The 22,149-nt window shown below is 57.3% G+C and carries 22 protein-coding genes; 10 read left to right on the forward strand and 12 right to left on the reverse strand.

Annotation, left to right across the window (positions count from 1 at the left end; translation table 11 throughout):
- The first annotated feature begins 152 nt into the window (after positions 1-152).
- Positions 153-1,259, forward strand: a complete 1,107-nt coding sequence (locus D8V06_RS23830; RefSeq protein ID WP_130905947.1) for an NADH:flavin oxidoreductase/NADH oxidase — start codon at positions 153-155, stop codon at positions 1,257-1,259.
- Between the two features lie 67 nt (positions 1,260-1,326).
- Here the strand turns inward: D8V06_RS23830 and glpD are convergent, their stop codons facing one another.
- The 4 genes from glpD to D8V06_RS23850 all read right to left on the reverse strand — a co-directional run bounded on the left by glpD (position 1,327) and on the right by D8V06_RS23850 (position 6,472).
- Positions 1,327-2,865, reverse strand: coding sequence for a glycerol-3-phosphate dehydrogenase (glpD, locus tag D8V06_RS23835; protein WP_130905946.1), 1,539 nt, complete (start codon positions 2,863-2,865; stop codon positions 1,327-1,329).
- 323 nt (positions 2,866-3,188) lie between these two features.
- Positions 3,189-3,944 carry a DeoR/GlpR family transcriptional regulator gene (locus tag D8V06_RS23840; RefSeq protein ID WP_056853613.1) on the reverse strand — a complete coding sequence of 252 codons (756 nt, stop codon included), beginning with the start codon at positions 3,942-3,944 and terminating at the stop codon, positions 3,189-3,191.
- Between the two features lie 95 nt (positions 3,945-4,039).
- Positions 4,040-5,545, reverse strand: coding sequence for a glycerol kinase GlpK (glpK, locus tag D8V06_RS23845; protein WP_056853612.1), 1,506 nt, complete (start codon positions 5,543-5,545; stop codon positions 4,040-4,042).
- Positions 5,546-5,620: 75 nt separating this feature from the next.
- Positions 5,621-6,472: an MIP/aquaporin family protein gene (locus tag D8V06_RS23850; protein WP_056853611.1), complete on the reverse strand. Its 852-nt coding sequence runs from the start codon at positions 6,470-6,472 to the stop codon at positions 5,621-5,623.
- Positions 6,473-6,810: 338 nt separating this feature from the next.
- Here D8V06_RS23850 and ybaK point away from each other — a divergent pair, with 338 nt between their 5' ends.
- Both ybaK and D8V06_RS23860 read left to right on the forward strand, forming a co-directional pair.
- Entirely contained in the window at positions 6,811-7,281 is a 471-nt protein-coding gene (gene ybaK / locus D8V06_RS23855) for a Cys-tRNA(Pro) deacylase (RefSeq protein WP_056853610.1), read from the forward strand.
- A gap of 102 nt (positions 7,282-7,383) precedes the next feature.
- Positions 7,384-8,166, forward strand: a complete 783-nt coding sequence (locus tag D8V06_RS23860) for a PhzF family phenazine biosynthesis protein (protein WP_056853609.1) — start codon at positions 7,384-7,386, stop codon at positions 8,164-8,166.
- A gap of 114 nt (positions 8,167-8,280) precedes the next feature.
- Here the strand turns inward: D8V06_RS23860 and D8V06_RS23865 are convergent, their stop codons facing one another.
- Both D8V06_RS23865 and argF read right to left on the reverse strand, forming a co-directional pair.
- Positions 8,281-9,390, reverse strand: coding sequence for an ABC transporter ATP-binding protein (locus D8V06_RS23865; RefSeq protein WP_130906866.1), 1,110 nt, complete (start codon positions 9,388-9,390; stop codon positions 8,281-8,283).
- Entirely contained in the window at positions 9,387-10,307 is a 921-nt protein-coding gene (gene argF, locus D8V06_RS23870; RefSeq protein WP_056853607.1) for an ornithine carbamoyltransferase, read from the reverse strand. The genes D8V06_RS23865 and argF overlap by 4 nt, the downstream gene beginning before the upstream one ends.
- Before the next feature lie 407 nt (positions 10,308-10,714).
- On the opposite strand from argF, the gene D8V06_RS23875 reads away from it, so the two are divergent.
- From D8V06_RS23875 to grxD, 3 genes are all read left to right on the forward strand, one after another.
- The gene (locus D8V06_RS23875; protein WP_056853606.1) at positions 10,715-11,005 is read left to right on the forward strand and encodes a hypothetical protein; all 291 of its coding nucleotides are present in this window, start codon (positions 10,715-10,717) and stop codon (positions 11,003-11,005) included.
- Positions 11,006-11,139: 134 nt separating this feature from the next.
- On the forward strand, positions 11,140-13,248 hold the full coding sequence (locus tag D8V06_RS23880) for a molybdopterin oxidoreductase family protein (protein ID WP_130931935.1): 2,109 nt from the start codon (positions 11,140-11,142) through the stop codon (positions 13,246-13,248).
- A gap of 97 nt (positions 13,249-13,345) precedes the next feature.
- Entirely contained in the window at positions 13,346-13,687 is a 342-nt protein-coding gene (gene grxD / locus D8V06_RS23885) for a Grx4 family monothiol glutaredoxin (RefSeq protein WP_056853604.1), read from the forward strand.
- A gap of 191 nt (positions 13,688-13,878) precedes the next feature.
- On the opposite strand, the gene bfr is transcribed toward grxD, so the two are convergent.
- Both bfr and D8V06_RS23895 read right to left on the reverse strand, forming a co-directional pair.
- A complete protein-coding gene (bfr, locus tag D8V06_RS23890) occupies positions 13,879-14,355 on the reverse strand; it encodes a bacterioferritin (protein ID WP_056853603.1) in 477 nt (158 codons plus the stop codon).
- Between the two features lie 198 nt (positions 14,356-14,553).
- Positions 14,554-14,772, reverse strand: a complete 219-nt coding sequence (locus D8V06_RS23895; RefSeq protein WP_056853602.1) for a bacterioferritin-associated ferredoxin — start codon at positions 14,770-14,772, stop codon at positions 14,554-14,556.
- A 302-nt stretch (positions 14,773-15,074) separates the two neighbouring features.
- Here D8V06_RS23895 and D8V06_RS23900 point away from each other — a divergent pair, with 302 nt between their 5' ends.
- Complete coding sequence (locus D8V06_RS23900; protein WP_007971324.1) at positions 15,075-15,677, forward strand: peroxiredoxin C; 603 nt, start codon at positions 15,075-15,077, stop codon at positions 15,675-15,677.
- A gap of 80 nt (positions 15,678-15,757) precedes the next feature.
- On the opposite strand, the gene rnt is transcribed toward D8V06_RS23900, so the two are convergent.
- Together rnt and pyrC are read right to left on the reverse strand one after the other, a co-directional pair.
- Complete coding sequence (rnt, locus tag D8V06_RS23905) at positions 15,758-16,435, reverse strand: ribonuclease T (RefSeq protein WP_056853601.1); 678 nt, start codon at positions 16,433-16,435, stop codon at positions 15,758-15,760.
- Complete coding sequence (gene pyrC, locus D8V06_RS23910) at positions 16,432-17,478, reverse strand: dihydroorotase (RefSeq protein ID WP_020799892.1); 1,047 nt, start codon at positions 17,476-17,478, stop codon at positions 16,432-16,434. The genes rnt and pyrC overlap by 4 nt, the downstream gene beginning before the upstream one ends.
- Before the next feature lie 159 nt (positions 17,479-17,637).
- Between pyrC and D8V06_RS23915 the strand changes: the two genes are divergently transcribed.
- Positions 17,638-18,543, forward strand: coding sequence for an OmpA family protein (locus D8V06_RS23915; RefSeq protein WP_056853600.1), 906 nt, complete (start codon positions 17,638-17,640; stop codon positions 18,541-18,543).
- 129 nt (positions 18,544-18,672) lie between these two features.
- Positions 18,673-19,890 carry an argininosuccinate synthase gene (locus tag D8V06_RS23920; protein ID WP_020799894.1) on the forward strand — a complete coding sequence of 406 codons (1,218 nt, stop codon included), beginning with the start codon at positions 18,673-18,675 and terminating at the stop codon, positions 19,888-19,890.
- Between the two features lie 138 nt (positions 19,891-20,028).
- Here the strand turns inward: D8V06_RS23920 and D8V06_RS23925 are convergent, their stop codons facing one another.
- Positions 20,029-20,670, reverse strand: a complete 642-nt coding sequence (locus D8V06_RS23925) for a hypothetical protein (RefSeq protein WP_056853599.1) — start codon at positions 20,668-20,670, stop codon at positions 20,029-20,031.
- Positions 20,671-21,221: 551 nt separating this feature from the next.
- Here D8V06_RS23925 and D8V06_RS23930 point away from each other — a divergent pair.
- Positions 21,222-21,848 carry a response regulator transcription factor gene (locus D8V06_RS23930; protein ID WP_056853598.1) on the forward strand — a complete coding sequence of 209 codons (627 nt, stop codon included), beginning with the start codon at positions 21,222-21,224 and terminating at the stop codon, positions 21,846-21,848.
- A gap of 89 nt (positions 21,849-21,937) precedes the next feature.
- Here D8V06_RS23930 and D8V06_RS23935 read toward each other — a convergent pair whose 3' ends face one another.
- Positions 21,938-22,117 carry a hypothetical protein gene (locus tag D8V06_RS23935; protein ID WP_056853597.1) on the reverse strand — a complete coding sequence of 60 codons (180 nt, stop codon included), beginning with the start codon at positions 22,115-22,117 and terminating at the stop codon, positions 21,938-21,940.
- Positions 22,118-22,149: the final 32 nt, after the last annotated feature.

Raw genomic sequence — 22,149 nt, forward strand, 5'->3', positions numbered from 1 at the left:
ATGTCGACTAGGCTCTAAGCACTGCTTGATTATCCTTGTGACGTCTTGTCGAATTCTTTTGCCCGCGGGGGCGGGTGTTGTACCTTTTTCCTGTCACTCGTCGACTTTCAAACAGAACCCTGGAGCCTGACCACTGATTCGAGAGGTGCCCCATGAGTCTGCTGCTTGAACCCTATACCCTTCGCCAATTGACCCTGCTCAACCGCATTGCGGTGTCGCCAATGTGCCAGTATTCGAGCGTCGATGGTCTGGCCAATGATTGGCACCTGGTCCACCTCGGCAGCCGTGCCATCGGCGGGGCCGGGCTGGTGTTTACCGAAGCCACGGCGGTCACGGCCGACGGGCGGATTACCGCGCAGGACCTTGGTCTGTGGAACGATGAGCAGATCGAGCCGCTGCAACGCATCACTCGCTTCATTGCCGCCCAGGGTGGCGTTGCGGGTATCCAGTTGGCCCATGCCGGTCGCAAGGCCAGCACCTGGCGCCCTTGGCTCGGCAAACATGGCAGCGTAAAACCTGAAGACGGTGGCTGGTTGCCGGTCGGGCCGTCGCCCATTGCTTTTGATCCTCAGCACACGCAACCCAAACAGCTTGACGATGGTGAAATCGCCGATGTGATTCAGGCCTTCGTCGATTCCGCCAAGCGCGCGTTGGCCGCCGGTTTCAAAGTGGTGGAAGTGCATGCGGCCCATGGTTATCTGTTGCATCAATTCCTCTCACCGCTGAGTAATCAGCGGCGCGATCAATGGGGCGGCTCGTTCGAAAACCGCATTCGCCTGGTGTTGCAAGTTACCGAAGCCGTGCGCGCGGTGTGGCCGCAAGAGTTGCCGCTGTTTGTCCGGGTCTCGGCCACGGACTGGGTCGAGGATGGCTGGAACCCGGATGAAACCGTCGAGCTGGCGCGACGCCTGAAAACCCTGGGGGTCGATTTGATCGATGTTTCGTCGGGTGGCACGGCGGTCAACGCGGAAATTCCGACCGGCCCTGGTTATCAGACGCGCTTCGCGGAAAAGGTCCGCAAGGAAGCGGAAATCGCCACCGGCACTGTCGGCATGATTACCGAGCCGGCACAGGCCGAACACATTCTGCGCACCTGTCAGGCGGATATCATTTTCCTGGCCCGTGAGTTGTTGCGCGACCCGTACTGGCCGCTGCATGCGGACGACGATCTCGGGGGACGCAAGGCCATCTGGCCGGCGCAGTACCAACGGGCTACTCATCGTGATCAACCCATTCATGAATCTGATCTGCGTGAATGATTGCGCCGTTACGAAAAAAGCCCCTGAATCGTGAGATTCAGGGGCTTTCGTTTGATCGGGAAACCAATCAGGCCGCTTCGATCTTGCTGCGGTTTTGCTCGACCTTGTTCAGGTAGTCCTTGAGCTTGTCCTGTTCCTCCGGCGTGGTGAACAGGCCTAGCTTGCTGCGGCGCCACAGAATGTCATGGGCGGTGGTGGCCCATTCTTCGCTGCACAGGTAGTCAACTTCGCGGGTATAGAGACCCCCGCCGATGTGTTCGCCCAGATCGCCAAGGTCCTGCACCCCTTCGAGCATGCGCCAGGTCCGGCTGCCGTAGGTGGTGGCCCAGCGACGCGAGATTTCGGTCGGAACCCAGTCGAACCGGTCACGAATTTTCGAGCTCAACGCCTGCGGGGTCGTCATGTCTTCGCCGCCTGGCAGGGGCGAATCGGCGGTCCAGCTCGGTTTGATGTGCGAGAAGTACGGTGTCAATTGCGCCAACGCCGACTCGGCCAGTTTGCGGTAAGTGGTCAGCTTGCCGCCGAATACCGACAGCAACGGGGCTTCTTCGCCGGAGCCCGACAGGGCGAGGGTGTAATCACGAGTCACCGCCGACGGGTTGTCCGATTCGTCGTTGCACAGCGGACGCACGCCGGAATAACTGTGCAGGATATCGTCCCGGCTGATCTGTTTTTTGAAGTGGGCGTTGACCACGTTCAACAGGTAATCGGTTTCGCCATCGGTGATTGCAACCGCGGCAGGGTCGCCGGTGTACTCGCGGTCGGTGGTGCCGATCAGGGTGAAGTGGTTCAGGTACGGAATGGTGAACACGATGCGCTGGTCTTCGTTTTGCAGAATGTGCGCATGTTCGCCTTCGTACAGCTTCGGCACGATCAGGTGGCTGCCCTGGATCAGACGGATGCCGTACGGCGATTCCATTTTCAGGTCATCACGAATGAACTTGGCGACCCAGGGGCCGGCCGCGTTCACCAGTGCCTTGGCACGAATCGAAAACAGGCTGCCGTCGGCGCGTTCCAGGTGCAGGTGCCACAGCCCCTTGGTGCGACGAGCGCTGACGCAACGGGTCTGAGTATGAACGTGGGCACCTTTTTCCCGGGCTTCCATGGCATTGAGCACCACCAGACGCGCATCGTCGACCCAGCAGTCGGAATACTCGAAGCCTTTGGTGATTTCGCTTTTCAGTGCGCTGTCCGCAGCAAACTTCAGGCTTTTCGAGCCCTGGAGTTGTTCGCGTTTACCGAGGTTGTCATACAGAAACAGCCCGGCGCGGATCATCCAGGCTGGACGCAGATGAGGGCGGTGCGGCAACACGAAGCGCATTTGCTTGACGATGTGCGGCGCCTTGGCCAGCAGCACTTCTCGCTCGGCCAATGCTTCGCGCACCAGACGAAATTCGTAATGTTCGAGGTAGCGCAGGCCGCCATGGATCAGCTTGCTGCTGGCTGACGATGTGTGGCTGGCCAAGTCATCCTTTTCGCAAAGGAACACTGACAGACCGCGGCCTGCGGCGTCCGCTGCGATCCCTACACCATTGATCCCGCCACCAATGACGGCGATATCGTAGACCTCGGCAAGAGGGGGCGTAGGCAAGGTGGAAGTGGGCATCGGCTAAGGCCTCGGGTGTTTTTGATTTTCTGTATTTGATTACGAACATAAATGTTCATTTGCGAAAATACTAGCCCATAAAGATGCGCACAGCCAGTCAGCTTCGATTGAAAATACTCATCGAAGGGCGGTGAAAGGAAAATTTACGAACATTGAAGCGTTAGCGGAGGGCTTTTGTGGCGAGGGAGCTTGCTCCCGCTCGGCGGCGAAGCCGTCGCATTGACGGCTGATCCGATGATTCTGAGGGAACTCGATTGAATGGTGGAAGGGCTGCCTCGCAGCCCAACGGGAGCAAGCTCCCTCGCCACAGGGGAGGGGGGTGCTTAAACGACTTCCAATCTAACCTTGTGCTGGCTCAACAACTGCGCCAGCGCCGGGGAAGGCTGCTGATCGGTCACCAGGCAATCGACCAGGCTGATCGGCCCCAGGCGAATCATGGCGTTGCGCCCGAATTTGCTGGAGTCGGCGGCGAGGATCACTTGTCGGGCATTGGCGATGATCGCCTGGGACACCCGCACTTCCTGATAATCGAAATCCAGCAAACTGCCGTCTTCATCGATGCCGCTGATCCCGACCAGGGCGAAGTCGACCTTGAACTGGTTGATGAAATCGACACTGGCCTGACCCACCACGCCACCGTCACGCCGCACGTTGCCGCCGGTCAGCAGCACGTCGAAGTCGTCCTTGGCACTGAGCATCGAGGCCACATGCAGGTTGTTGGTGATGATCTTCAGATGGTTGTGATTGAGCAGGGCGCGGGCGATGGATTCGGTCGTCGTGCCGATGTTGATGAACAGCGACGCGTGATCCGGGATCTGTGCGGCAATGGCTTCGCCGATACGCTGCTTTTCATCGCGCATCTGATCGGCACGCATGGCGTAAGCGGTGTTTTCGACACTGGAGTCGTAAGCCGCGCCGCCGTGATAACGACGCAGCAAATTGGCTTCCGCGAGTTGATTGATATCGCGGCGGATGGTTTGCGGAGTAACAACGAACAGCGTGGCCATTTCCTCGATACTGACGTAGCCGCGTTCGCGAACCAGTTCGAGGATTTGCTGCTGACGGGGAGGCAGATTCATGGGGCGTCCTTTGGGCTGCCGTGCAAAATTTGCCCATGATGCCGCAGGAATCCGCTCCCTGCCAGTTACATACAGATGCGAGTCTGCTGGTTGGCTTATTCAGCTTCGTCTTCAGAGGCCCAATCGCGAGTGCGGCTGACCGCTTTTTTCCAGCCGGCGTAAAGCTTTTCCTTCGCCGCTTCGTCCAGGGTCGGTTCGAACTTGCGCTCGATCACAGCCTTGCCGCGCAACTCTTCCAGGCTACCCCAGAAGCCACACGCCAGGCCGGCCAGGTAAGCGGCACCCAGCGCCGTGGTTTCACGCATTTGCGGGCGCTCGACCTGAGTACCGAGAATGTCGGCCTGGAACTGCATGAGGAAATTGTTCGCCACCGCACCACCGTCCACGCGCAAGGCTTTGAGACGTTCGCCGGCATCCTGCTGCATGGCATCGAGCACGTCGCGGGTCTGGTAGGCGATCGACTCCAGTGCGGCACGGATGATGTGATCCACGCGTACACCGCGGGTCAGGCCGAACAGCGCGCCACGGGCATACGGGTCCCAGTAGGGAGCGCCAAGACCGGTAAAGGCCGGCACCAGGTACACGCCGTTGCTGTCCTTGACCTTGTTGGCGAAGTATTCAGTGTCGTGGGCGTCGTTGATGATCTTCAACTCGTCACGCAGCCATTGCACGGTGGAGCCGCCGTTGAACACCGCGCCTTCCAGCGCATAGGCCACTTCGCCGCGCGGGCCGCAGGCGATGGTGGTGAGCATGCCGTGGTTGGATTTCACGGCTTTGTCGCCGGTGTTCATTAACAGGAAGCAGCCGGTGCCGTAGGTGTTTTTGGCCTGACCGGCCTCGACACACATCTGGCCGAACAACGCCGCTTGCTGATCGCCGGCGATACCGCCGATGGCGATGCCGCTTTTGGTCTGGCCGTAGATTTCCGATGACGACTTCACTTGCGGCAGCATTTCCCGGGGGATATCCAGCACCTCCAGCATCTTCGTATCCCACTCCAGGGTGTGGATGTTGAAGAGCATGGTGCGCGAGGCGTTGGTGTAGTCGGTGACATGCACTTTGCCGCCGGTAAATTTCCAGATCAGCCAGCTGTCGACGGTTCCGAACAGCAATTCACCGTTGCGCGCGCGCTCACGGCTGCCTTCGACGTTGTCGAGAATCCATTTGAGCTTGGTGCCGGAAAAGTACGGGTCGGTGACCAGGCCCGTGGTGTCGCTGATGTATTGCTCATGGCCATCGCGCTTGAGCTGCTGGCAGATTTCGGTGCTGCGTCGGCACTGCCAGACAATGGCGTTGTAGATCGGACGCCCGGTGTTCTTGTCCCAGACCACCGTGGTTTCACGCTGGTTGGTGATACCGATGGCCGCGACCTGATCGTGATGCAGGCCGGCTTGCGCCAGCGCCTCGACCATCACCGCGCTTTGCGTGGCAAAGATCTCCATCGGGTCATGTTCGACCCAGCCGGCTTGCGGGTAGTGCTGTGCGAACTCCCGCTGGGCGGTGCAGACCACGTTGGCGTCGCGGTCGAAAATGATCGCGCGGGAGCTGGTCGTACCCTGATCGAGGGCAATGATGTAGTTCTTATTCTGAGTGTCGGTCATGTCGATTGCCTTGGACGAAATATGGGAGCGAGTTCTGGCGCGCGATCTGTTCGGCAGGATCATGCGCCAACGGTATCAAGAAATTCTCGGTTTGCCGTCAATGGCCGGTGTTGCTTCCTTCATTGCGGGCTCGGTGCTCGGTAGATGGCGGGCGATCAAGCCGCGATAAGCGGCTGCACCCAGGCAGGCACCGACGATCGGTGCAAATATCGGAATCAGGAAATACGGAATATCGCGACCGCCGGTGAAGGAAATATCGCCCCACCCCGTGAAGAAAGTCATCAGCTTGGGGCCGAAGTCGCGCGCAGGGTTCATCGCGAAACCGGTCAGCGGTCCCATCGAACTGCCAATGACCGCGATCAGCAAGCCAATCAGGATCGGCGCCAGCGGGCCATTGGGCAGGCCATTGTTATCGTCGGTCAGCGACATGATCACGCCCATCAGGATGGCGGTGATGATCACTTCCACCAGGAACGCTTGCGCCGTGGTCAGGCTGGGATTGGGAAACGTGGAAAACACCGATGCCAGTTCAAGGCTGGCTTGGGTGCCGCGAACCATGTGGTGAGTTTGTTCGAAATCGAAGAAAAGGTTGCTGTACAGCGTGTACACCAACAGGGCACCGCAAAAGGCGCCAGCGATCTGGGCAAAGATATAGAACGGTAGTTTGCGCTTTTCGAAATCGGCAAAAATGCTCAGTGCAATGCTGACGGCTGGATTGAGATGCGCGCCGGAAACCCCGGCGGTCAAGTAGATGGCCATGCTCACGCCGACGCCCCAGATGATGCTGATTTCCCACAAGCCGAAGCTGGCGCCCGCGACCTTGAGCGCGGCAACACAACCCGTACCAAAAAAGATCAGCAGCGCAGTACCTAAAAATTCGGCCATGCATTGGCTCGAGAGGGACGGTTGTTGTAAAGCGGTAGTCATTGAAACCTCATTTTTTTTCTTGTCTGGCGCTTTCATTCCATCATGGTCAGAGCGCGTTTTTCCCCAAGGCAGGATCCCCATCCTGTCCCGGTTTACAGCTGGGCACTGCGGTAAGACGTTTCGTACAGTTTCATAAACGAAAAAATATAGACAAGAAACACTGCTGTCAAAGGTCGAAAGTGAACCATTGGTCATAATTAAACTATTAATCCTGTGAATGATCCCAACAGGTGCTGATTGGTGGCCTGTTCAACCGGCACCGGGATAGAGCCTTTTGCGTATCAATGTCCTAGAATTCCGCGCAAGATTTTTTTACTGTCTCCCAGTCTGGAGCTGCCATGACCCCCGCATTGGATTTGCTGAAAAAGGTTCGCGCCGAACACCGGGTGCACAGTTATGAACATGATCCGAAAGCTGCGTCTTACGGATTGGAGGCTGCAGAGAAGCTTGGACTGGACCCGGCGCAAGTGTTCAAGACTTTGCTGGCGGCCAGTGAAAAGGGTGAATTGCTGGTGGCGGTGGTGCCAGTTGGCGGCAGCCTGGATTTGAAACACCTGGCCCACGCCGCCGGGGTGAAAAAAGTCGAAATGGCCGACCCCGCAGCTGCGCAACGCGCTACGGGGTATCTGCTGGGCGGGATCAGCCCGCTGGGGCAAAAGAAGCGCTTGCGCACATTTATAGACAATTCTGCCCAGCCCTTGGCGAGCATTTTCGTCAGTGCCGGTCGGCGTGGCCTGGAGGTCGAATTGGCCCCGGCGGTGCTGGCCGAACATACTCAGGCGAAGTTCGCCGACATCGGCCGCACCTGAGGGGCTGGATACGTCGCTGTATGGTGAAAATCGCGCTGTTCTGTCACTGGTGCGTTTTTCTCGGCGACCTCATGCTCGGCGACCTGACACAGGGAGATGGTTATGCAACTCGAGTTTCATCAGGTCGACGCGTTCAGCGATCAACCATTTAGCGGCAACCCGGCAATGGTCTATCGGCTGGACGCCTGGCTTGCCGATGAGTTGATGCAGAAGATCGCCGCCGAACACAACCTTGCCGAAACGGCTTTCGTCGTACGAGAAGGGCTGGGCTGGCACATCCGCTGGTTTACCCCGTCCACCGAAGTCCCGCTGTGCGGGCACGCGACGTTGGCCAGTGCCCATGTTTTGTTCGAGATCTACAAGGAACCGGTCGAGCGCCTGGACTTCACCTGCAAGTCAGGCCCACTGAGCGTCAGTCGCGAGGGTGGACGTTTGTGGCTGGATTTTCCGACGATCATCCCGTCGGAAGTGGGCGTGACCCTTGATGTCGAGCGTGCGCTCGGCGTGGAAGCAGTAGACGTGCTCGGCTCGAATGAATTGTTCGTGGTGCTGGAGTCTGAGCAGGCCGTGCTCGATTGCAAACCGGACATGGCCGCATTGGCAAAACTGCCGTGGCTGGGCGCCATCGTCACGGCCCGGGGCAGCAAACATGATTTCGTCTCGCGCTACTTCGCGCCGGCGATTGGCATCAACGAAGACCCGGTGACCGGATCGACCCATTGCAGCCTGATTCCGTATTGGTCGAAACGTCTGGGCAAGTCGGGTTTGACGGCTTACCAGTGCTCGGCGCGGGGCGGGGAGTTGTTCTGCCGGCTGGAAGGGGATCGGGTGAAGATAGGCGGGAATGCAACGCTGGTGGCCAGCGGCACGCTGATGCTGGGCTAATGCAAATCCGTTGTAGGAGCGAGCCTGCTCGCGATAGTGGTACATCAGCCAACATTGTTGTTGAATGTGAAACCGTCATCGCGAGCAGGCTCGCTCCTACAGGGAAGGTGTTGATTAACTAACGCTGCTGTACCGCCGCACACCCGATTCAACGGTCGGAATCTGCGCCGCCATACTCCCGCTCGCCTGGAACAGCACCAGGTGTTCGGCAGAGACACGAATGCCCACCTCAGCACCGATCTGTTGATCGACATGGCTCGGGAAGATCGACTCCAGCTGGGTACCGGTCGGCAATTGCAGGCGATAGAGCGTTGATGCGCCCTGGAAAGACTTGCCGACGATTCGTACCTTCAATGCGCTGTCTGGTGCATAAACGATATCGTCCGGACGCAGCAGTACGTCCACTGCGCCGCCTACCGGCCAGGTATAGGCCCGGTTACCGCGCAACTCGCCCAGCTCGGTTTGCACCGACTCCGGGCTGCTGAGTTGGCCACGAATGAAGTACCCCTGGCCGATGAAGCTGGCCACGTAGGGCGTCAGCGGTTCGTGATAGAGGTTGTAGGGCGTATCCCACTGCTCCAGCCGTCCTTCCTTGAAAACACCCACATGATCGCTGACCGCGAAGGCTTCTTCCTGATCGTGGGTCACCAGAATCGCGCTGGTGCCACGGGCCTTGAGAATGTCGCGCACTTCGTGGCTGAGCTTGCGGCGCAGTTCGCCATCGAGATTGGAGAACGGTTCGTCGAGCAACAGCAACTGCGGCTCGGGCGCCAGGGCGCGGGCCAGGGCAACGCGTTGCTGCTGACCACCGGAGAGTTCGTGGGGGAAGCGCTTGCCGAGGCCCTTGAGGTTGACCAGCTCCAGCAACTCTTCGGTGACGCGATCCTTTTGCGGATGCTTGCGAATCCCGAAGGCGATGTTGTCGGCCACACTCAGGTGCGGAAACAATGCGTAGTCCTGGAACACCATGCCAATCCGGCGCTTCTCCGGCGAGAGGGTGAAACCGGCGCTGGAGATGGTTTCGCCTGCCAGCTGGATGTCACCTTCGTGCACCGGCTCGAAACCGGCTATGGCGCGCAGGGTGGTGGTCTTGCCGCAGCCTGAAGAACCGAGCAGGCAACCGATGTCACCGGCGTTCAAATGCAGGTTGAGGTTTTGCACCACACGCTGGTCTTGATAACCGCAGGCGAGGTTGCGCAGGTTGAGCAGTAATGGCTGGCTCATGCGTGGTGATACGCCGGTTCAACGAGAAACTCGAGCAGGGCCTTTTGTGCATGCAAGCGGTTTTCAGCTTGATCCCAGGCGACCGAGCGTGCGTCGTCGAGCAGGTCGACGCTGATTTCTTCGCCGCGGTGCGCAGGCAGGCAATGCATGAACAGCACGTCCGGCGCGGCCAGGTCGAGCAGTGCGCGGTTGACCTGGTAGGGCGCGAACAGCTGAAGGCGCTTGGCGGTCTCTTCCTCCTGGCCCATCGAAGTCCAGACGTCGGTGCTCACCAGGTGGGCGCCGCGTACGGCGTCTTGCGGATCGCGAACGATGGTCACCCGGTCCCCAGCCTTGGCCACGAATTCGGGGTTGGGCTCGTAACCTTCCGGGCAGGCAACGCGCAACTGGAAGTCGAACTGGATCGCCGCTTCTATATAGCTGTTGCACATATTGTTGCCGTCGCCGATCCAGGCCACGGTCTTGCCCTGGATCGAGCCGCGGTGTTCGAGGAAGGTCTGCATGTCGGCCAGCAACTGACAAGGATGCAGGTCGTCGGACAGACCGTTGATCACCGGTACGCGCGAGTTGGCGGCGAACTCGGTCAGATTGCTGTGGGCAAAGGTGCGGATCATCACCGCATCGAGCATGCTCGACATGACGATGGCGCAGTCGCCGATCGGTTCGCCGCGGCCCAGTTGGGTGTCACGGGGCGACAGGAATATCGCCTGGCCACCGAGCTGGATCATGCCGGCTTCGAAGGAAATGCGGGTGCGGGTCGAAGACTTTTCGAAAATCATCCCGAGCACGCGGTTTTTCAGGGGCTCGAACAGTACGCCGCGGTTACGCAGGTCTTTGAGCTCAACGCCTCGACGGATCACGCTGACCAGCTCTTCGGGCGTGCAATCCATCAGGGAGAGAAAGTGCCTTGCGCTCATCATTGACTACCTTTTTGCTACAAACCGCAGATGCTCAAAGCCTTGTTTGACGGAACAACGGGCGAGACCTGCGGCGTAAGCCGCACGGGGCGACGAAATAGGGGAAGGCGCGATCTTATAATTAAATGTCGCGTCTTACCAATAGGGCTACGGTTTTTAGGGGATTTCAGAGGGGCTACGGGATGACCGCAGTCGCGCATTTGAAGCCTGTTTCCTGACAGCAGCGGGCCATTTGTACACCGGGCCTGCGCGGCTTGGCAATCAAACGGGGCGCGGATAACGCATTGTGGGTCGGTTTGCGCCTGGATATTCGCTGAATTTCGCAACAGTACGTCTGATCTGAAATATTTGCTAATGCAAAGTGCTGGGTTATAAATAAGTCACGAGCGACGCAGGAAGCCACCGCAATGGAATCGAAAGAACAGCAACTTATGGAATTGCTTGGCCTTACAGCCCGCTCCCTGACGCACCTGACCGCGTCGATGACTTCGATGTCTTTCGAACTGCTGCGCAGCAACGATCAGACTACCCGCGACGCTGGTCGGCGGATGATCGACCGCATGGCCACCATCAGTGCCGGGCTCGACGATCACTGGCGATTGATTGGCGAACTGACCGGGGTGCATGTCGCCCACGAGCAGATCGAAACCATCCAGGAAATCCAGTCGCAGGCTCCACCGAGGCTGCCGTCGAGCTGATCGACAACGGCCATCGGCTGGCCTGATGGTCACCGATTCACAAGATGAACGTCGCTGGCGCGGTTGCGGGGCAGGCGCCATAGTTTTGTTTCCGCGGCCGACATTGCCCGCTCAGAACAAGACAGAGACTGGCCATGACCAAGACTCTCCATCACCGTGCCTGCCACCTGTGTGAAGCCATCTGCGGCCTGACCATCGAAACCACCGAGGCCGACGCCGGCAACCTGCAGATCACCTCGATCAAGGGTGACCCTCTGGATACGTTCAGCCGTGGGCATATTTGCCCCAAGGCTGTCGCCCTGCAGGATATTCAGAACGATCCTGATCGCCTGCATAAACCGATGCGACGGATGGGCAGCGAATGGCAGCCCATCGAGTGGGAAGACGCCTTCAAACTTGTCGCCGAGCGGCTGGCGGCAATCCAGGAACGTCACGGGCAAAACGCAGTGGCGGTCTATCAAGGCAACCCCAGCGTGCACAATTATGGGTTGATGACCCACAGCAATTACTTTCTCGGCTTGCTGAAAACCCGTAACCGGTTTTCAGCAACGTCGGTTGACCAGTTGCCCCATCATTTGACCAGCCATTTGATGTACGGCCACGGTTTGTTGCTGCCGATTCCAGACATCGATCACACCGACTTCATGCTGATCCTCGGGGGTAATCCGCTGGCCTCCAACGGCAGCATCATGACCGTGCCGGATGTGGAAAAGCGCTTGAAAGCCATTCAAGCAAGAGGCGGCAAAGTGGTCGTGGTCGATCCTCGACGCAGTGAAACGGCGGCGATCGCCGACCAGCATCTGTTCGTGCGTCCTGGCGGCGACGCGGCGCTGTTGTTCGGCCTGCTCAATACGTTGTTCGCTGAAGGACTGGTCCGCGACAGTCACTTGCCTGTTGACGGTCTGGATGACGTTCGCGAGGCAATCGCGACATTCACCGCCGAAGCCATGAGCCCGCTTTGCGCGGTGCCAGCCGAGCAGATCCGCCAACTGGCGCGGGACTTTGCCGCTGCGCCAAGCGCGGTTTGCTACGGTCGCATGGGCGTCTCGACCCAGGCGTTCGGCACGCTTTGCCACTGGCTGGTGCAGTTGATCAACCTGGTGACCGGTAATCTCGATCGTGTTGGCGGCGCCTTGTGCACCGAGCCGGCGATCGACCTGGTGGCCTCTACTTCGGGTGGGCATTTCAATCTGTGGCAGAGCCGGGTGTCCGGGCGTCCGGAGTACGCCGGGGAGCTGCCGGTATCAGCGCTGGCCGAAGAAATGTTGACCGAGGGCGAAGGGCAGGTCCGTGCGCTGATTACCGTGGCGGGCAATCCAGTGTTGTCGACGCCCAATGGCCGACAACTGGAGCAAGCGCTGGATGGACTGGAGTTCATGGTCAGTGTCGACTTGTACATCAATGAAACCACGCGATACGCCGACCTGATCCTGCCGTCCACCTCGGCGCTGGAAAACGATCACTACGACACGACCTTCAACATGTTCGCCGTGCGCAATGTCAGCCGGTTCAATCGTGCAATTCTGCCCAAACCCGAAGGTGCGCTGCATGACTGGGAGATTTTCGTCGGATTGGCCCAGGCATTCGCCGCGAAGACCGGCAAGGAGCTCAAACCCACCATCGCTCCGGCGCAGATGATCGATCGTGGTCTGCGCATGGGCCTGTACGGCGATGCGTCAGAGCAAAAACTGTCCTTGGCGACATTGTTCGACCATCCCCATGGCGTTGATCTGGGGGCGCTCAAGCCAAACCTGGCGTCGCGTCTGAAAACCGCCAACCAACGGATTCAGGCCGCACCTGCCGCGATCCTTGCCGATCTGGCGCGCTTTTGCGCACTCCAGGCCCCGGCAGCCGATGAGTTGCTGATGATCGGCCGTCGCCATGTGCGCAGCAATAACTCGTGGATGCACAACTATCATCGTCTGGTGAAGGGCAAGCCGCGCCATCAGTTGCTGATGCACCCCGATGATTTGGCCAGTCGGGGCTTGAGTGACGGGCAGCGTGTGCGGGTCAGTTCACGGGTCGGGGTAATTGAAGTGGAGGTGCTCGGCAGTCTGGATATGATGAAAGGCGTGGTCAGTCTTCCGCACGGTTGGGGCCATGCGCGCCCAGGCGTGCAAATGACGATTGCCAGTGGCCAGCCGGGCTCCAGTGCCAACGACCTGACTGACGAATGTCAGCTCGATGAATTGTCCGGAAATGCGGCGCTCAATGGCGTCCCGGTGACCGTGGCAGCGGCCTGATCGTATCTGACGGAGAGACCGAGCAGGGCGCTCGGCTTTCCGTTACAATGCGCCACCGTGCCGACCCATGAGTCGGAAAGTTCAGCCGAGGTGCTCCATGGATATCATCGAAACGATTAAAGAGCAGATTGCCAACAACACCATTCTGCTTTACATGAAAGGCTCGCCGAATGCCCCGCAGTGCGGCTTCTCCGCTAAAGCCGCGCAGGCCGTGATGGCATGTGGCGAAAAGTTTGCGTACGTGGACATCCTGCAGAACCCGGAAATCCGCGCCAACCTGCCAAAATACGCCAACTGGCCAACCTTCCCGCAGCTGTGGGTTGCTGGTGAGCTGGTCGGCGGTAGCGACATCATGACCGAGATGTCCGCCGACGGCTCGCTGCAGGCGCTGATCAAGGATGCAGCTGCCAAGGCTGCTGCTCCAAAAAGCGAAGCCTGATCTCGTATCTTTGTAGGAGCAAAGCTTGCTCGCGATGGATTCAAGTCCACCGCGGGTTACCTGACGGGTTGCGGTATCGTTAACGATCATCGCGAGCAAGCTCAGCTCCTGCAACGAGCAAGAACAAAAAAGCCCCGCTTCTTCAAAAGAGAACGGGGCTTTTTATTGCATCGCAATTAATCGCGTCGAACTTACTCGTCTTCGCCCATCTGCGATTGCAGATAGTTCTCCAGACCAATCTTGTCGATCAGGCCCAGTTGGGTTTCCAGCCAGTCGATATGTTCTTCTTCGGACTCAAGGATGTCTTCAAGCAGTTCACGGCTACCGAAGTCGCCGACTTTCTCGCAATGCGCGATGGCGGCTTTCAGATCGGCGTGACCGGTTTTCTCGATACGCAGGTCGCACTCAAGCATTTCCTTGGTGTGCTCGCCGATGTGCAGCTTGCCCAGGTCCTGCACGTTCGGCAGGCCCTCGAGGAACAGGATGCGCTTGATCAGCTTGTCCGCGTGCTTCATCTCATCGATGGATTCGTGATACTCGTGTTTGCCGAGTTTGTTCAGACCCCAATCCTCATACATCCGTGCATGCAGGAAGTATTGGTTGATCGCGACCAGCTCATTGGCAAGGATCTTGTTGAGATGCTGGATGACTGTAATGTCGCCTTTCATGATGGGGTCCTGCCCTTTATTAGCTGTCTATAAGGCAGAGTTTGAGCCGCACAACTAAGAGTGTCAAACCTAAGTTATTGAATAATATATGAAAATTAATCGGAATAAGAATGTTTGTGTTCCGCGTCTAGCATCTAACTGGTTGATTTTCAGGCATAAAAAAACCGGACATCAGTCCGGTTCTTTGAAATGGGATATTCAGGCGGCGGTAAATTCTGCGGGAAAAGGAATCGCAGCTTGCGCGGTTTGCAGTTCCATCAGGGTTTCACGGACCACTTCCTTGGCCAGGCAGGCACATTTGCCACATTGACTGGCAACGCCTGTGGCTAAACGGACTTCTTTGTAGCTGCAGCATCCTTCATAGATCGCATCGCGGATTTTACCGTCGGTGACACCAGTGCAGAGGCAAACATACATAAGAGAAGACCGTCGCTTGTTTATGCTCGAATGCGATGGATCTTAATGTTAACGAGAATGATTGTCAAAGTGCTTTGAGGCAACATTTCTCCAGGGCTGACGAACGGTTTTTCTTCACTGCGCAGGCGCTGATTTTGCTCCTGCAATTTTACGCCAGCAGGAAAAACCGTTGAGGACAGGCCAAACACGCAGTGTATGATGGCCGGTCTTTGCGCAACGGATTTGTGTCACAGGGCTGTCGCCTGAGAGTGGCAGGCTGGCGCAAACCTTGTTATTCACGTTTCTACACCAGGAGATATCCAATGAGCGTACTCGTAGGCAAACAAGCCCCTGACTTCACCGTACCGGCCGTACTCGGCAATGGCGAAATCGTAGACAGCTTCACCCTGTCGTCGGCCATCAAAGGCAAATACGGCCTGGTGTTCTTCTACCCACTGGACTTCACCTTCGTTTGCCCGTCGGAGCTGATCGCTCTGGACAACCGCATGTCTGAGTTCAAGGCACGCAACGTTGAAGTGGTCGCGGTTTCGATCGATTCGCACTTCACCCACAACGCCTGGCGCAACACTCCGGTCAATAATGGCGGTATCGGCGAAGTCCGTTACACCATGGCTGCCGACATCAAGCAGGAAATCATGAAGGCCTACGACGTTCAGTCCGCTGACGGCGTAGCGTTCCGTGGCGCTTTCCTGATCGACGACAAAGGCGTTGTCCGTTCGCAGATCATCAACGACCTGCCGCTGGGCCGTAACATGGAAGAGCTGCTGCGTCTGGTCGACGCTCTGCAATTCCACGAAGAGCACGGCGAAGTCTGCCCTGCCAACTGGAAAAAAGGCGACAAAGGCATGAACGCTTCGCCAGAAGGCGTTGCGGCTTACCTGACCGAGCACGCTGCCGCACTGTAAGGCGCAGGCTCCAGCTTTAAAAAGCAGATAAAAAAAACCGGCCTTAGAGGCCGGTTTTTTTATGGGGGGGCGGCGAGCTATCAGTCGTCGAAATCTTCCCAGCCACCCATTTGTTTCCAGCGATTGACGATGCCGCAGAACAGTTCGGCGGTTTTCTCGGTGTCATAGCGAGCCGAGTGAGCCTCGCGACCATCGAAGTCGATATCCGCCGCCTGACAAGCCTTGGCCAGCACAGTTTGACCGTAGGCCAGACCGGCGAGGGTTGCGGTGTCGAAGCTGGAGAATGGATGAAACGGGTTGCGTTTCATGTCCAGGCGCGCGACCGCAGCGTTGAGGAAGCCCAGGTCGAAGCTGCTGTTGTGGCCGACCAGAATCGCCCGCTTGCAGCCATTGGCCTTGAGCGCCTTGCGCACGCCGCGGAAGATATCGTTCAGGGCAGTTTCTTCACTCACGGCCATGCGCAGAGGGTGATCGAGCTTGATCCCGGTGAACTCCAGCGCTGCCGCTTCGACGTTCGCGCCTTCGAAAGGCTCGACCCGGAAGAAGTAGGTGTGATCCGGGTAGACAAAACCCTTTTCATCCATGGCAATGGTGGTTGCGGCGATTTCCAGCAGGGCGTCGGTGGCCGAGTTGAAACCACCGGTTTCTACGTCGACGACAACTGGCAGATAGCCACGAAACCGTGCGGCCATCGGGTGACGGGAACCACCGCCACCGCCTTGGCCTTCCTGTTCGTCGTCGAAATGGTCTTCACTCACGCGTGTTCCTCCAGCAGGCGCCAGCGCAGTTTTTCACCGGCGCGCAGCGGGATAACGGTCAGCTCGCCAAACGGCAGGCTGGTTGGGGCAGTCCATTCTTCACGGACCAGGGTGATGCGATCGGTGTTTGCCGGCAGGCCATAGAAACGCGGGCCGTTGAGGCTGGCGAAGGCTTCGAGCTTGTCCAGTGCATTGCGCTGTTCGAACGCTTCGGCGTACATCTCGATCGCTGCATAAGCGGTGTAGCAACCGGCGCAACCGCAGGCGGCTTCCTTGGCATGCTGGGCGTGGGGCGCCGAGTCGGTACCGAGGAAGAATTTCTCGCTGCCACTGGTGGCGGCGTCGAGCAGGGCTTCCTGATGGGTGTTGCGCTTGAGGATCGGCAAGCAATAGAAGTGCGGCCGGATCCCGCCCACCAGCATGTGGTTGCGGTTGTACAGCAGGTGATGCGCGGTGATGGTCGCGCCAACGTTGGCCGAGGCCGAGTTGACGAACTGCACGGCGTCAGCGGTGGTGATGTGTTCGAACACCACTTTGAGCGTCGGGAAACGCTCGACTACACGGCGCATGTGCTCATCGATGAAGATTTTTTCGCGGTCGAAGACATCGACATCGCCGCGGGTGACCTCACCGTGGATCAACAAAGGCATTCCGACTTCGGCCATGGCCTCCAGTGCCGGGAAAATCTTGTCGATACTGGTGACGCCAGAGTCCGAGTTGGTGGTCGCGCCGGCCGGGTACAACTTGGCGGCGTGAACGAAACCGCTGGCCTTGGCCTCGCGAATTTCTTCAGGCTGGGTGCGATCGGTGAGGTACAGAACCATCAGCGGTTCGAACGGGCTGCCGGCCGGGCGGGCAGCGAGAATCCGCTGACGATAGCCGTCGGCTTCAGCCGCATTGCGGACCGGAGGGACCAGGTTGGGCATGATGATGGCGCGACCAAAGGTGCGCGCGACATCCGCAACGGTATTGGTCAACACGGCACCATCGCGAAGATGAATGTGCCAGTCGTCGGGACGCAGCAGGGTCAGGCGGTCGGACATGAGGGGATTCCAGGCGGGTCAAACTGAGGGGAATGCTACCGGAAAAGACACTTGCAGGCACTCGCTATCAAGTTTTGCAGGAAGCTTCCGATATCCAACAGGTATGCCGTAAACATCTGTGTGTCGGTCTTTTTGTTGTAGAAGCCAGTGGAGCCTCCCGTGCGCCAGCGTTATTTAGCCTTGCTCAGTGTGTTTGCCAGCCTTCCCGCGATGGCGCTCACTTTCCAGACTCGTCTGGAGAGTATTGAGTGGACGGTCGAAGGTGACAAGTTCGAGTGCCGCTTGACCCAGCCGATCACCGATTTCGGCTCAGGGCAATTCGTGCGACGCGCTGGCGAGCAGGCGACGTTTCGTCTGAATGCCTATAACGCGATGCTGGGTGGAGGCTCGGCCACACTGTTGGCGGCGGCTGCGCCGTGGCAACCGGGGCGCGGTGACATCAATCTCGGCTCCGTTCGAATCGGCAGCGGCAACGTGCTGTTCAACAGTTCACAAGCGCAGGCCGGACGGCTGATCAGCGGCCTGATTGACGGTCGCAGCCCTGTGGTACGGCATTCTTCGGCGGATGGTCGGGTATCGGAAGTACGCTTGTTGCCGGTCAGGTTCAACAAGGCATTCGCCGATTACCAAAGCTGTGTGGCCAAATTGTTGCCGCAGAATTTCGATCAGGTCAAACAATCCGAAGTGGGTTTCCCCGGTGGCGGTATCGATCTGGATGCGGCAGCGAAAGCCAAGCTCCGGGTGATGCTGGAGTACATGAAGGCTGATCCGACGGTTAACCATATCGAACTTGACGGCCATTCCGACAACAGCGGTAACCGCCTGACCAATCGCGACCTGTCACGACGTCGAGCCTTGGCTGTGATGGAGTTCTTCAAGGCCAACGGGATCCAGGAATCGCAGATCACCCTGCGCTTTCACGGCGAAGCCTATCCGTTGGCGCCCAATATCAACAACGCCAATCGTTCGAGAAATCGTCGTGTGACCATACGTCTGGAACGGGGAGCACCACCCGAGCAGGTGGCACCTCAAGCCGTGAAACCGGCCACTTCAACGACTTCCTGACTCTACGGTCATCGTCGCGCTCTCGACATAATCTGTCGCTTCGTCGTCATAAGCTGTCGCGCCACTGTAAATTATCCTGCATGAGCGGTAGACTTCTCGGCTTTCCGTAGAACCCCGTGGAGTGATGGCATGGCGGACGTAAACAAGGTCGTTCTGGCGTATTCCGGCGGCCTGGACACTTCGGTGATCCTCAAGTGGCTGCAGGATACTTATAACTGTGAAGTGGTGACCTTCACCGCTGACCTGGGTCAGGGCGAAGAGGTTGAACCTGCACGCGCCAAGGCTCAGGCCATGGGCGTCAAAGAAATCTACATCGACGACCTGCGCGAAGAGTTCGTGCGCGATTTCGTGTTCCCGATGTTCCGCGCCAACACCGTTTACGAAGGCGAGTACCTGCTGGGTACTTCCATCGCGCGTCCGCTGATCGCCAAGCGACTGATTGAAATCGCCAACGAAACCGGCGCTGACGCCATTTCCCACGGCGCCACCGGTAAAGGCAACGACCAGGTTCGTTTCGAACTGGGCGCCTATGCTTTGAAGCCAGGCGTAAAAGTGATTGCTCCGTGGCGCGAGTGGGACCTGCTGTCCCGCGAGAAGCTGATGGACTACGCGGAAAAACACGCGATCCCGATCGAGCGTCACGGCAAGAAGAAATCGCCGTACTCGATGGATGCCAACCTCCTGCACATCTCTTATGAAGGCGGCGTGCTGGAAGACACCTGGACCGAACACGAAGAAGACATGTGGCGCTGGACCGTTTCCCCGGAAAAGGCTCCTGACAAGCCGCAGTACCTGGAACTGACCTACCGCAACGGCGACATCGTTGCGCTGGACGGCGTCGAAATGACTCCGGCCACCGTTCTGGCGACGTTGAACCGTATTGGTGGTGAACACGGTATCGGTCGTCTCGACATCGTCGAGAACCGTTACGTGGGCATGAAGTCCCGTGGCTGCTACGAAACCCCTGGCGGCACCATCATGCTGCGCGCTCACCGTGCGATCGAATCGATCACCCTGGACCGCGAAGTGGCTCACCTCAAAGACGAGTTGATGCCTAAGTACGCCAGCCTCATCTACACCGGTTACTGGTGGAGCCCTGAGCGTCTGATGCTGCAACAGATGATCGATGCGTCCCAGGCCCACGTGAACGGTGTCGTGCGTCTGAAACTGTACAAGGGCAATGTCATCGTCACCGGCCGCAAGTCCGATGAGTCGCTGTTCGACGCCAACATTGCTACCTTTGAAGAAGATGGCGGCGCCTACAACCAGGCCGACGCGGCAGGCTTCATCAAGCTTAACGCCCTGCGTATGCGCATTGCAGCCAACAAGGGTCGCAAGCTGTTCTGAGACCTTTGAGTCGGAAATGAATTTGTGGCCTCCTCATCGAGGAGGCCACAAATTTGCAGATGCTGTTTTTTATCTGAAATCTCAATATCACGTTGTCGGGTACCTCCCTCCGCTTTCATCACCGTCGTGTGGTGTACGTCAGTGGCAAGATTCAAGAACTGTCACTCTCTTTGAACATAAATTGTAAACAACATAAAAAGTAGCGTTGCTGCGTTTTCTTGTCTGCTTTAAAAGGTTGAGTGCGCCTTCCTTGAGGCATTTTTCCGATTCTGTATCCGCGATAAATAAAACTGCCTGACAGTGTTTTTCCCGTGGCTTTTTTATGGCCTGGGACAAGGCACTGAATTCGATTGTCTTGTTGAGTTGACGTGCATCGATGATCTGCAGGCTATTTGCTGGCTGAGACAGTCGAATACGTTGTTCGCCTGCGGTTTGCCGCGAGTCGATGTCGTCGGGAGGGGATTGTGCGTTGGGAGAGCGAGATGCAGGCGGAACATCTGTTGCCTCATTTTCCCGGTTATCCATTTCACCAAGGGCTTCTATGAAATGCTCGCCCTTTTCATAGTCCGAAGGCGCGTACAACGATCGATAATTGAAGTTGAGTGTCGCAAAGAAAAGAAGAAGCAAATAAAAGGGAAAGCTTATCAAGAACCAAATATAGATCTCCCTTTCTCTGTTATCCAGTAAAGGTAATATCACTGCTGCTGAAGTTTCAGACAGTGTTGCGAATATGGCGATAACGGTAATGGGGTTTGCGATTCTTTTTTTGGGAATTTTCATGTGTTGTACTCATATTGGTTGTCTATTCTCTAATGGATTGAAATTTTATGGGTTGTATTGCAGTGGTTGGTTTATTGCGGTTGATTGGCTGTAGTCCCTTAAAAAGGTTCGTTGCTGGTTTTTAAAAATATACCCTGTTTGTTTCGGTGTGGGTTGTATTGTTTTAATGGTTGTTCAATTCTTGAATTTTTCTGTAAGGGTGAGTGGCACTTCCTGTGCGATCTTTCCTTTTTCAGTGTTTGGCACTAAAAGTATCTGTTGCGTTGAGGGGGATGGAGGGGCAGATTGTGTTCGGCGGGAAAAAAATAGAGTCGATAAAGGTTTGTGTTTGTTGTGAATTGATACAAAAAACCACCGTTGAAAAAACACATGCACAATGCGGATACAGTTTTCCAGAGGCGGAGTTCGAGGGTTTTTTGTAAGACTAATCCGCGATGTTTGTAGGGAATGTCTTTCGCTGTAGATGCCCGGGGGGCGCGGCATGCCATGGGGGAAACGACTAGGCTATTGTGCGGGCTCTAAAAATTCGAACAGCGAAATTGGACTTGCCCATGAATAAAGTGCTGATCGTGGATGATCATCCCGTCATTCGTCTTGCGGTACGTATGCTGATGGAACGTCATGGCTACGAAGTCGTTGCTGAAACAGACAATGGTGTGGATGCATTACAACTTGCCCGTGAACAAATGCCGGACATTGTCATTCTGGATATTGGAATACCAAAACTCGATGGCCTGGAAGTTATCGCACGATTGAGTTCGGCAGCCTTACCGATGAAAGTATTGATATTGACTTCACAGGCACCTGGGCATTTCTCCATGCGATGCATGCAATCCGGTGCTGCCGGATATGTTTGCAAGCAACAGGACCTGACGGAGTTGCTCAGTGCAATAAAGGCTGTTCTGTCCGGTTACAGTTACTTCCCCAATCAAGCATTGCACACCGTGCGTGCCAGTTTGGGCAACGCCAGCGAAGCCGATATGGTGGATCGCCTGTCGGGGCGGGAGATGATGGTTCTACAACAGCTGGCTCGGGGCAAGACCAACAAGGAGATTGCCGATGGGATGTTTCTCAGCAACAAAACCGTCAGTACCTACAAGACGCGGTTGTTGTTGAAGCTTAATGCGCGCTCTCTGGTCGACCTGATCGAACTGGCTCAGCGCAATGGGCTTGTCTGATTGCGCAGCGTTGACGACACCGGATAAGCGGGCACTTGTCACGGTTCAGCATTTAGCAAAAAGCCTCCGTTTCGGGAGGCTTTTAGATGTCATAAGTCAAAATCGTAATCGGCCAATTGCTTTTGCAGTCGGCGCTCCTCCAGCAGATTGTCGATGGTGCGGCGTTTGCTCAGGTTGGTTTTGGCTACTTCCACCACCGGCTCGGCATCGTCAGCCTCAACGGGGATGAAGTCGTCTTCTACGTCCAATTGCTCTTTGCCAGTGCTCATGTAGTTACTCCAGGCTAAGAAGGCCTTTGGGG

It is taken from the genome of Pseudomonas sp. Sample_24 (assembly GCF_004307605.1).
Lineage (GTDB): Bacteria > Pseudomonadota > Gammaproteobacteria > Pseudomonadales > Pseudomonadaceae > Aquipseudomonas.

What these genes read in the sequence shown, in the direction of transcription:
- D8V06_RS23935 (WP_056853597.1), bottom strand. Translation starts at nt 22,117, where the DNA reads ATGAGCACTGGCAAAGAGCAATTGGACGTAGAAGACGACTTCATCCCC.
- glpK (WP_056853612.1), bottom strand. Translation starts at nt 5,545, where the DNA reads ATGACCGACACTCAGAATAAGAACTACATCATTGCCCTCGATCAGGGT.
- D8V06_RS23900 (WP_007971324.1), top strand. Translation starts at nt 15,075, where the DNA reads ATGAGCGTACTCGTAGGCAAACAAGCCCCTGACTTCACCGTACCGGCC.
- D8V06_RS23875 (WP_056853606.1), top strand. Translation starts at nt 10,715, where the DNA reads ATGGAATCGAAAGAACAGCAACTTATGGAATTGCTTGGCCTTACAGCC.
- glpD (WP_130905946.1), bottom strand. Translation starts at nt 2,865, where the DNA reads ATGCCCACTTCCACCTTGCCTACGCCCCCTCTTGCCGAGGTCTACGAT.
- argF (WP_056853607.1), bottom strand. Translation starts at nt 10,307, where the DNA reads ATGAGCGCAAGGCACTTTCTCTCCCTGATGGATTGCACGCCCGAAGAG.
- D8V06_RS23880 (WP_130931935.1), top strand. Translation starts at nt 11,140, where the DNA reads ATGACCAAGACTCTCCATCACCGTGCCTGCCACCTGTGTGAAGCCATC.
- bfr (WP_056853603.1), bottom strand. Translation starts at nt 14,355, where the DNA reads ATGAAAGGCGACATTACAGTCATCCAGCATCTCAACAAGATCCTTGCC.
- ybaK (WP_056853610.1), top strand. Translation starts at nt 6,811, where the DNA reads ATGACCCCCGCATTGGATTTGCTGAAAAAGGTTCGCGCCGAACACCGG.
- D8V06_RS23930 (WP_056853598.1), top strand. Translation starts at nt 21,222, where the DNA reads ATGAATAAAGTGCTGATCGTGGATGATCATCCCGTCATTCGTCTTGCG.
- D8V06_RS23860 (WP_056853609.1), top strand. Translation starts at nt 7,384, where the DNA reads ATGCAACTCGAGTTTCATCAGGTCGACGCGTTCAGCGATCAACCATTT.
- D8V06_RS23920 (WP_020799894.1), top strand. Translation starts at nt 18,673, where the DNA reads ATGGCGGACGTAAACAAGGTCGTTCTGGCGTATTCCGGCGGCCTGGAC.
- D8V06_RS23895 (WP_056853602.1), bottom strand. Translation starts at nt 14,772, where the DNA reads ATGTATGTTTGCCTCTGCACTGGTGTCACCGACGGTAAAATCCGCGAT.
- D8V06_RS23830 (WP_130905947.1), top strand. Translation starts at nt 153, where the DNA reads ATGAGTCTGCTGCTTGAACCCTATACCCTTCGCCAATTGACCCTGCTC.
- pyrC (WP_020799892.1), bottom strand. Translation starts at nt 17,478, where the DNA reads ATGTCCGACCGCCTGACCCTGCTGCGTCCCGACGACTGGCACATTCAT.
- grxD (WP_056853604.1), top strand. Translation starts at nt 13,346, where the DNA reads ATGGATATCATCGAAACGATTAAAGAGCAGATTGCCAACAACACCATT.
- D8V06_RS23840 (WP_056853613.1), bottom strand. Translation starts at nt 3,944, where the DNA reads ATGAATCTGCCTCCCCGTCAGCAGCAAATCCTCGAACTGGTTCGCGAA.
- D8V06_RS23850 (WP_056853611.1), bottom strand. Translation starts at nt 6,472, where the DNA reads ATGACTACCGCTTTACAACAACCGTCCCTCTCGAGCCAATGCATGGCC.
- D8V06_RS23925 (WP_056853599.1), bottom strand. Translation starts at nt 20,670, where the DNA reads ATGAAAATTCCCAAAAAAAGAATCGCAAACCCCATTACCGTTATCGCC.
- D8V06_RS23865 (WP_130906866.1), bottom strand. Translation starts at nt 9,390, where the DNA reads ATGAGCCAGCCATTACTGCTCAACCTGCGCAACCTCGCCTGCGGTTAT.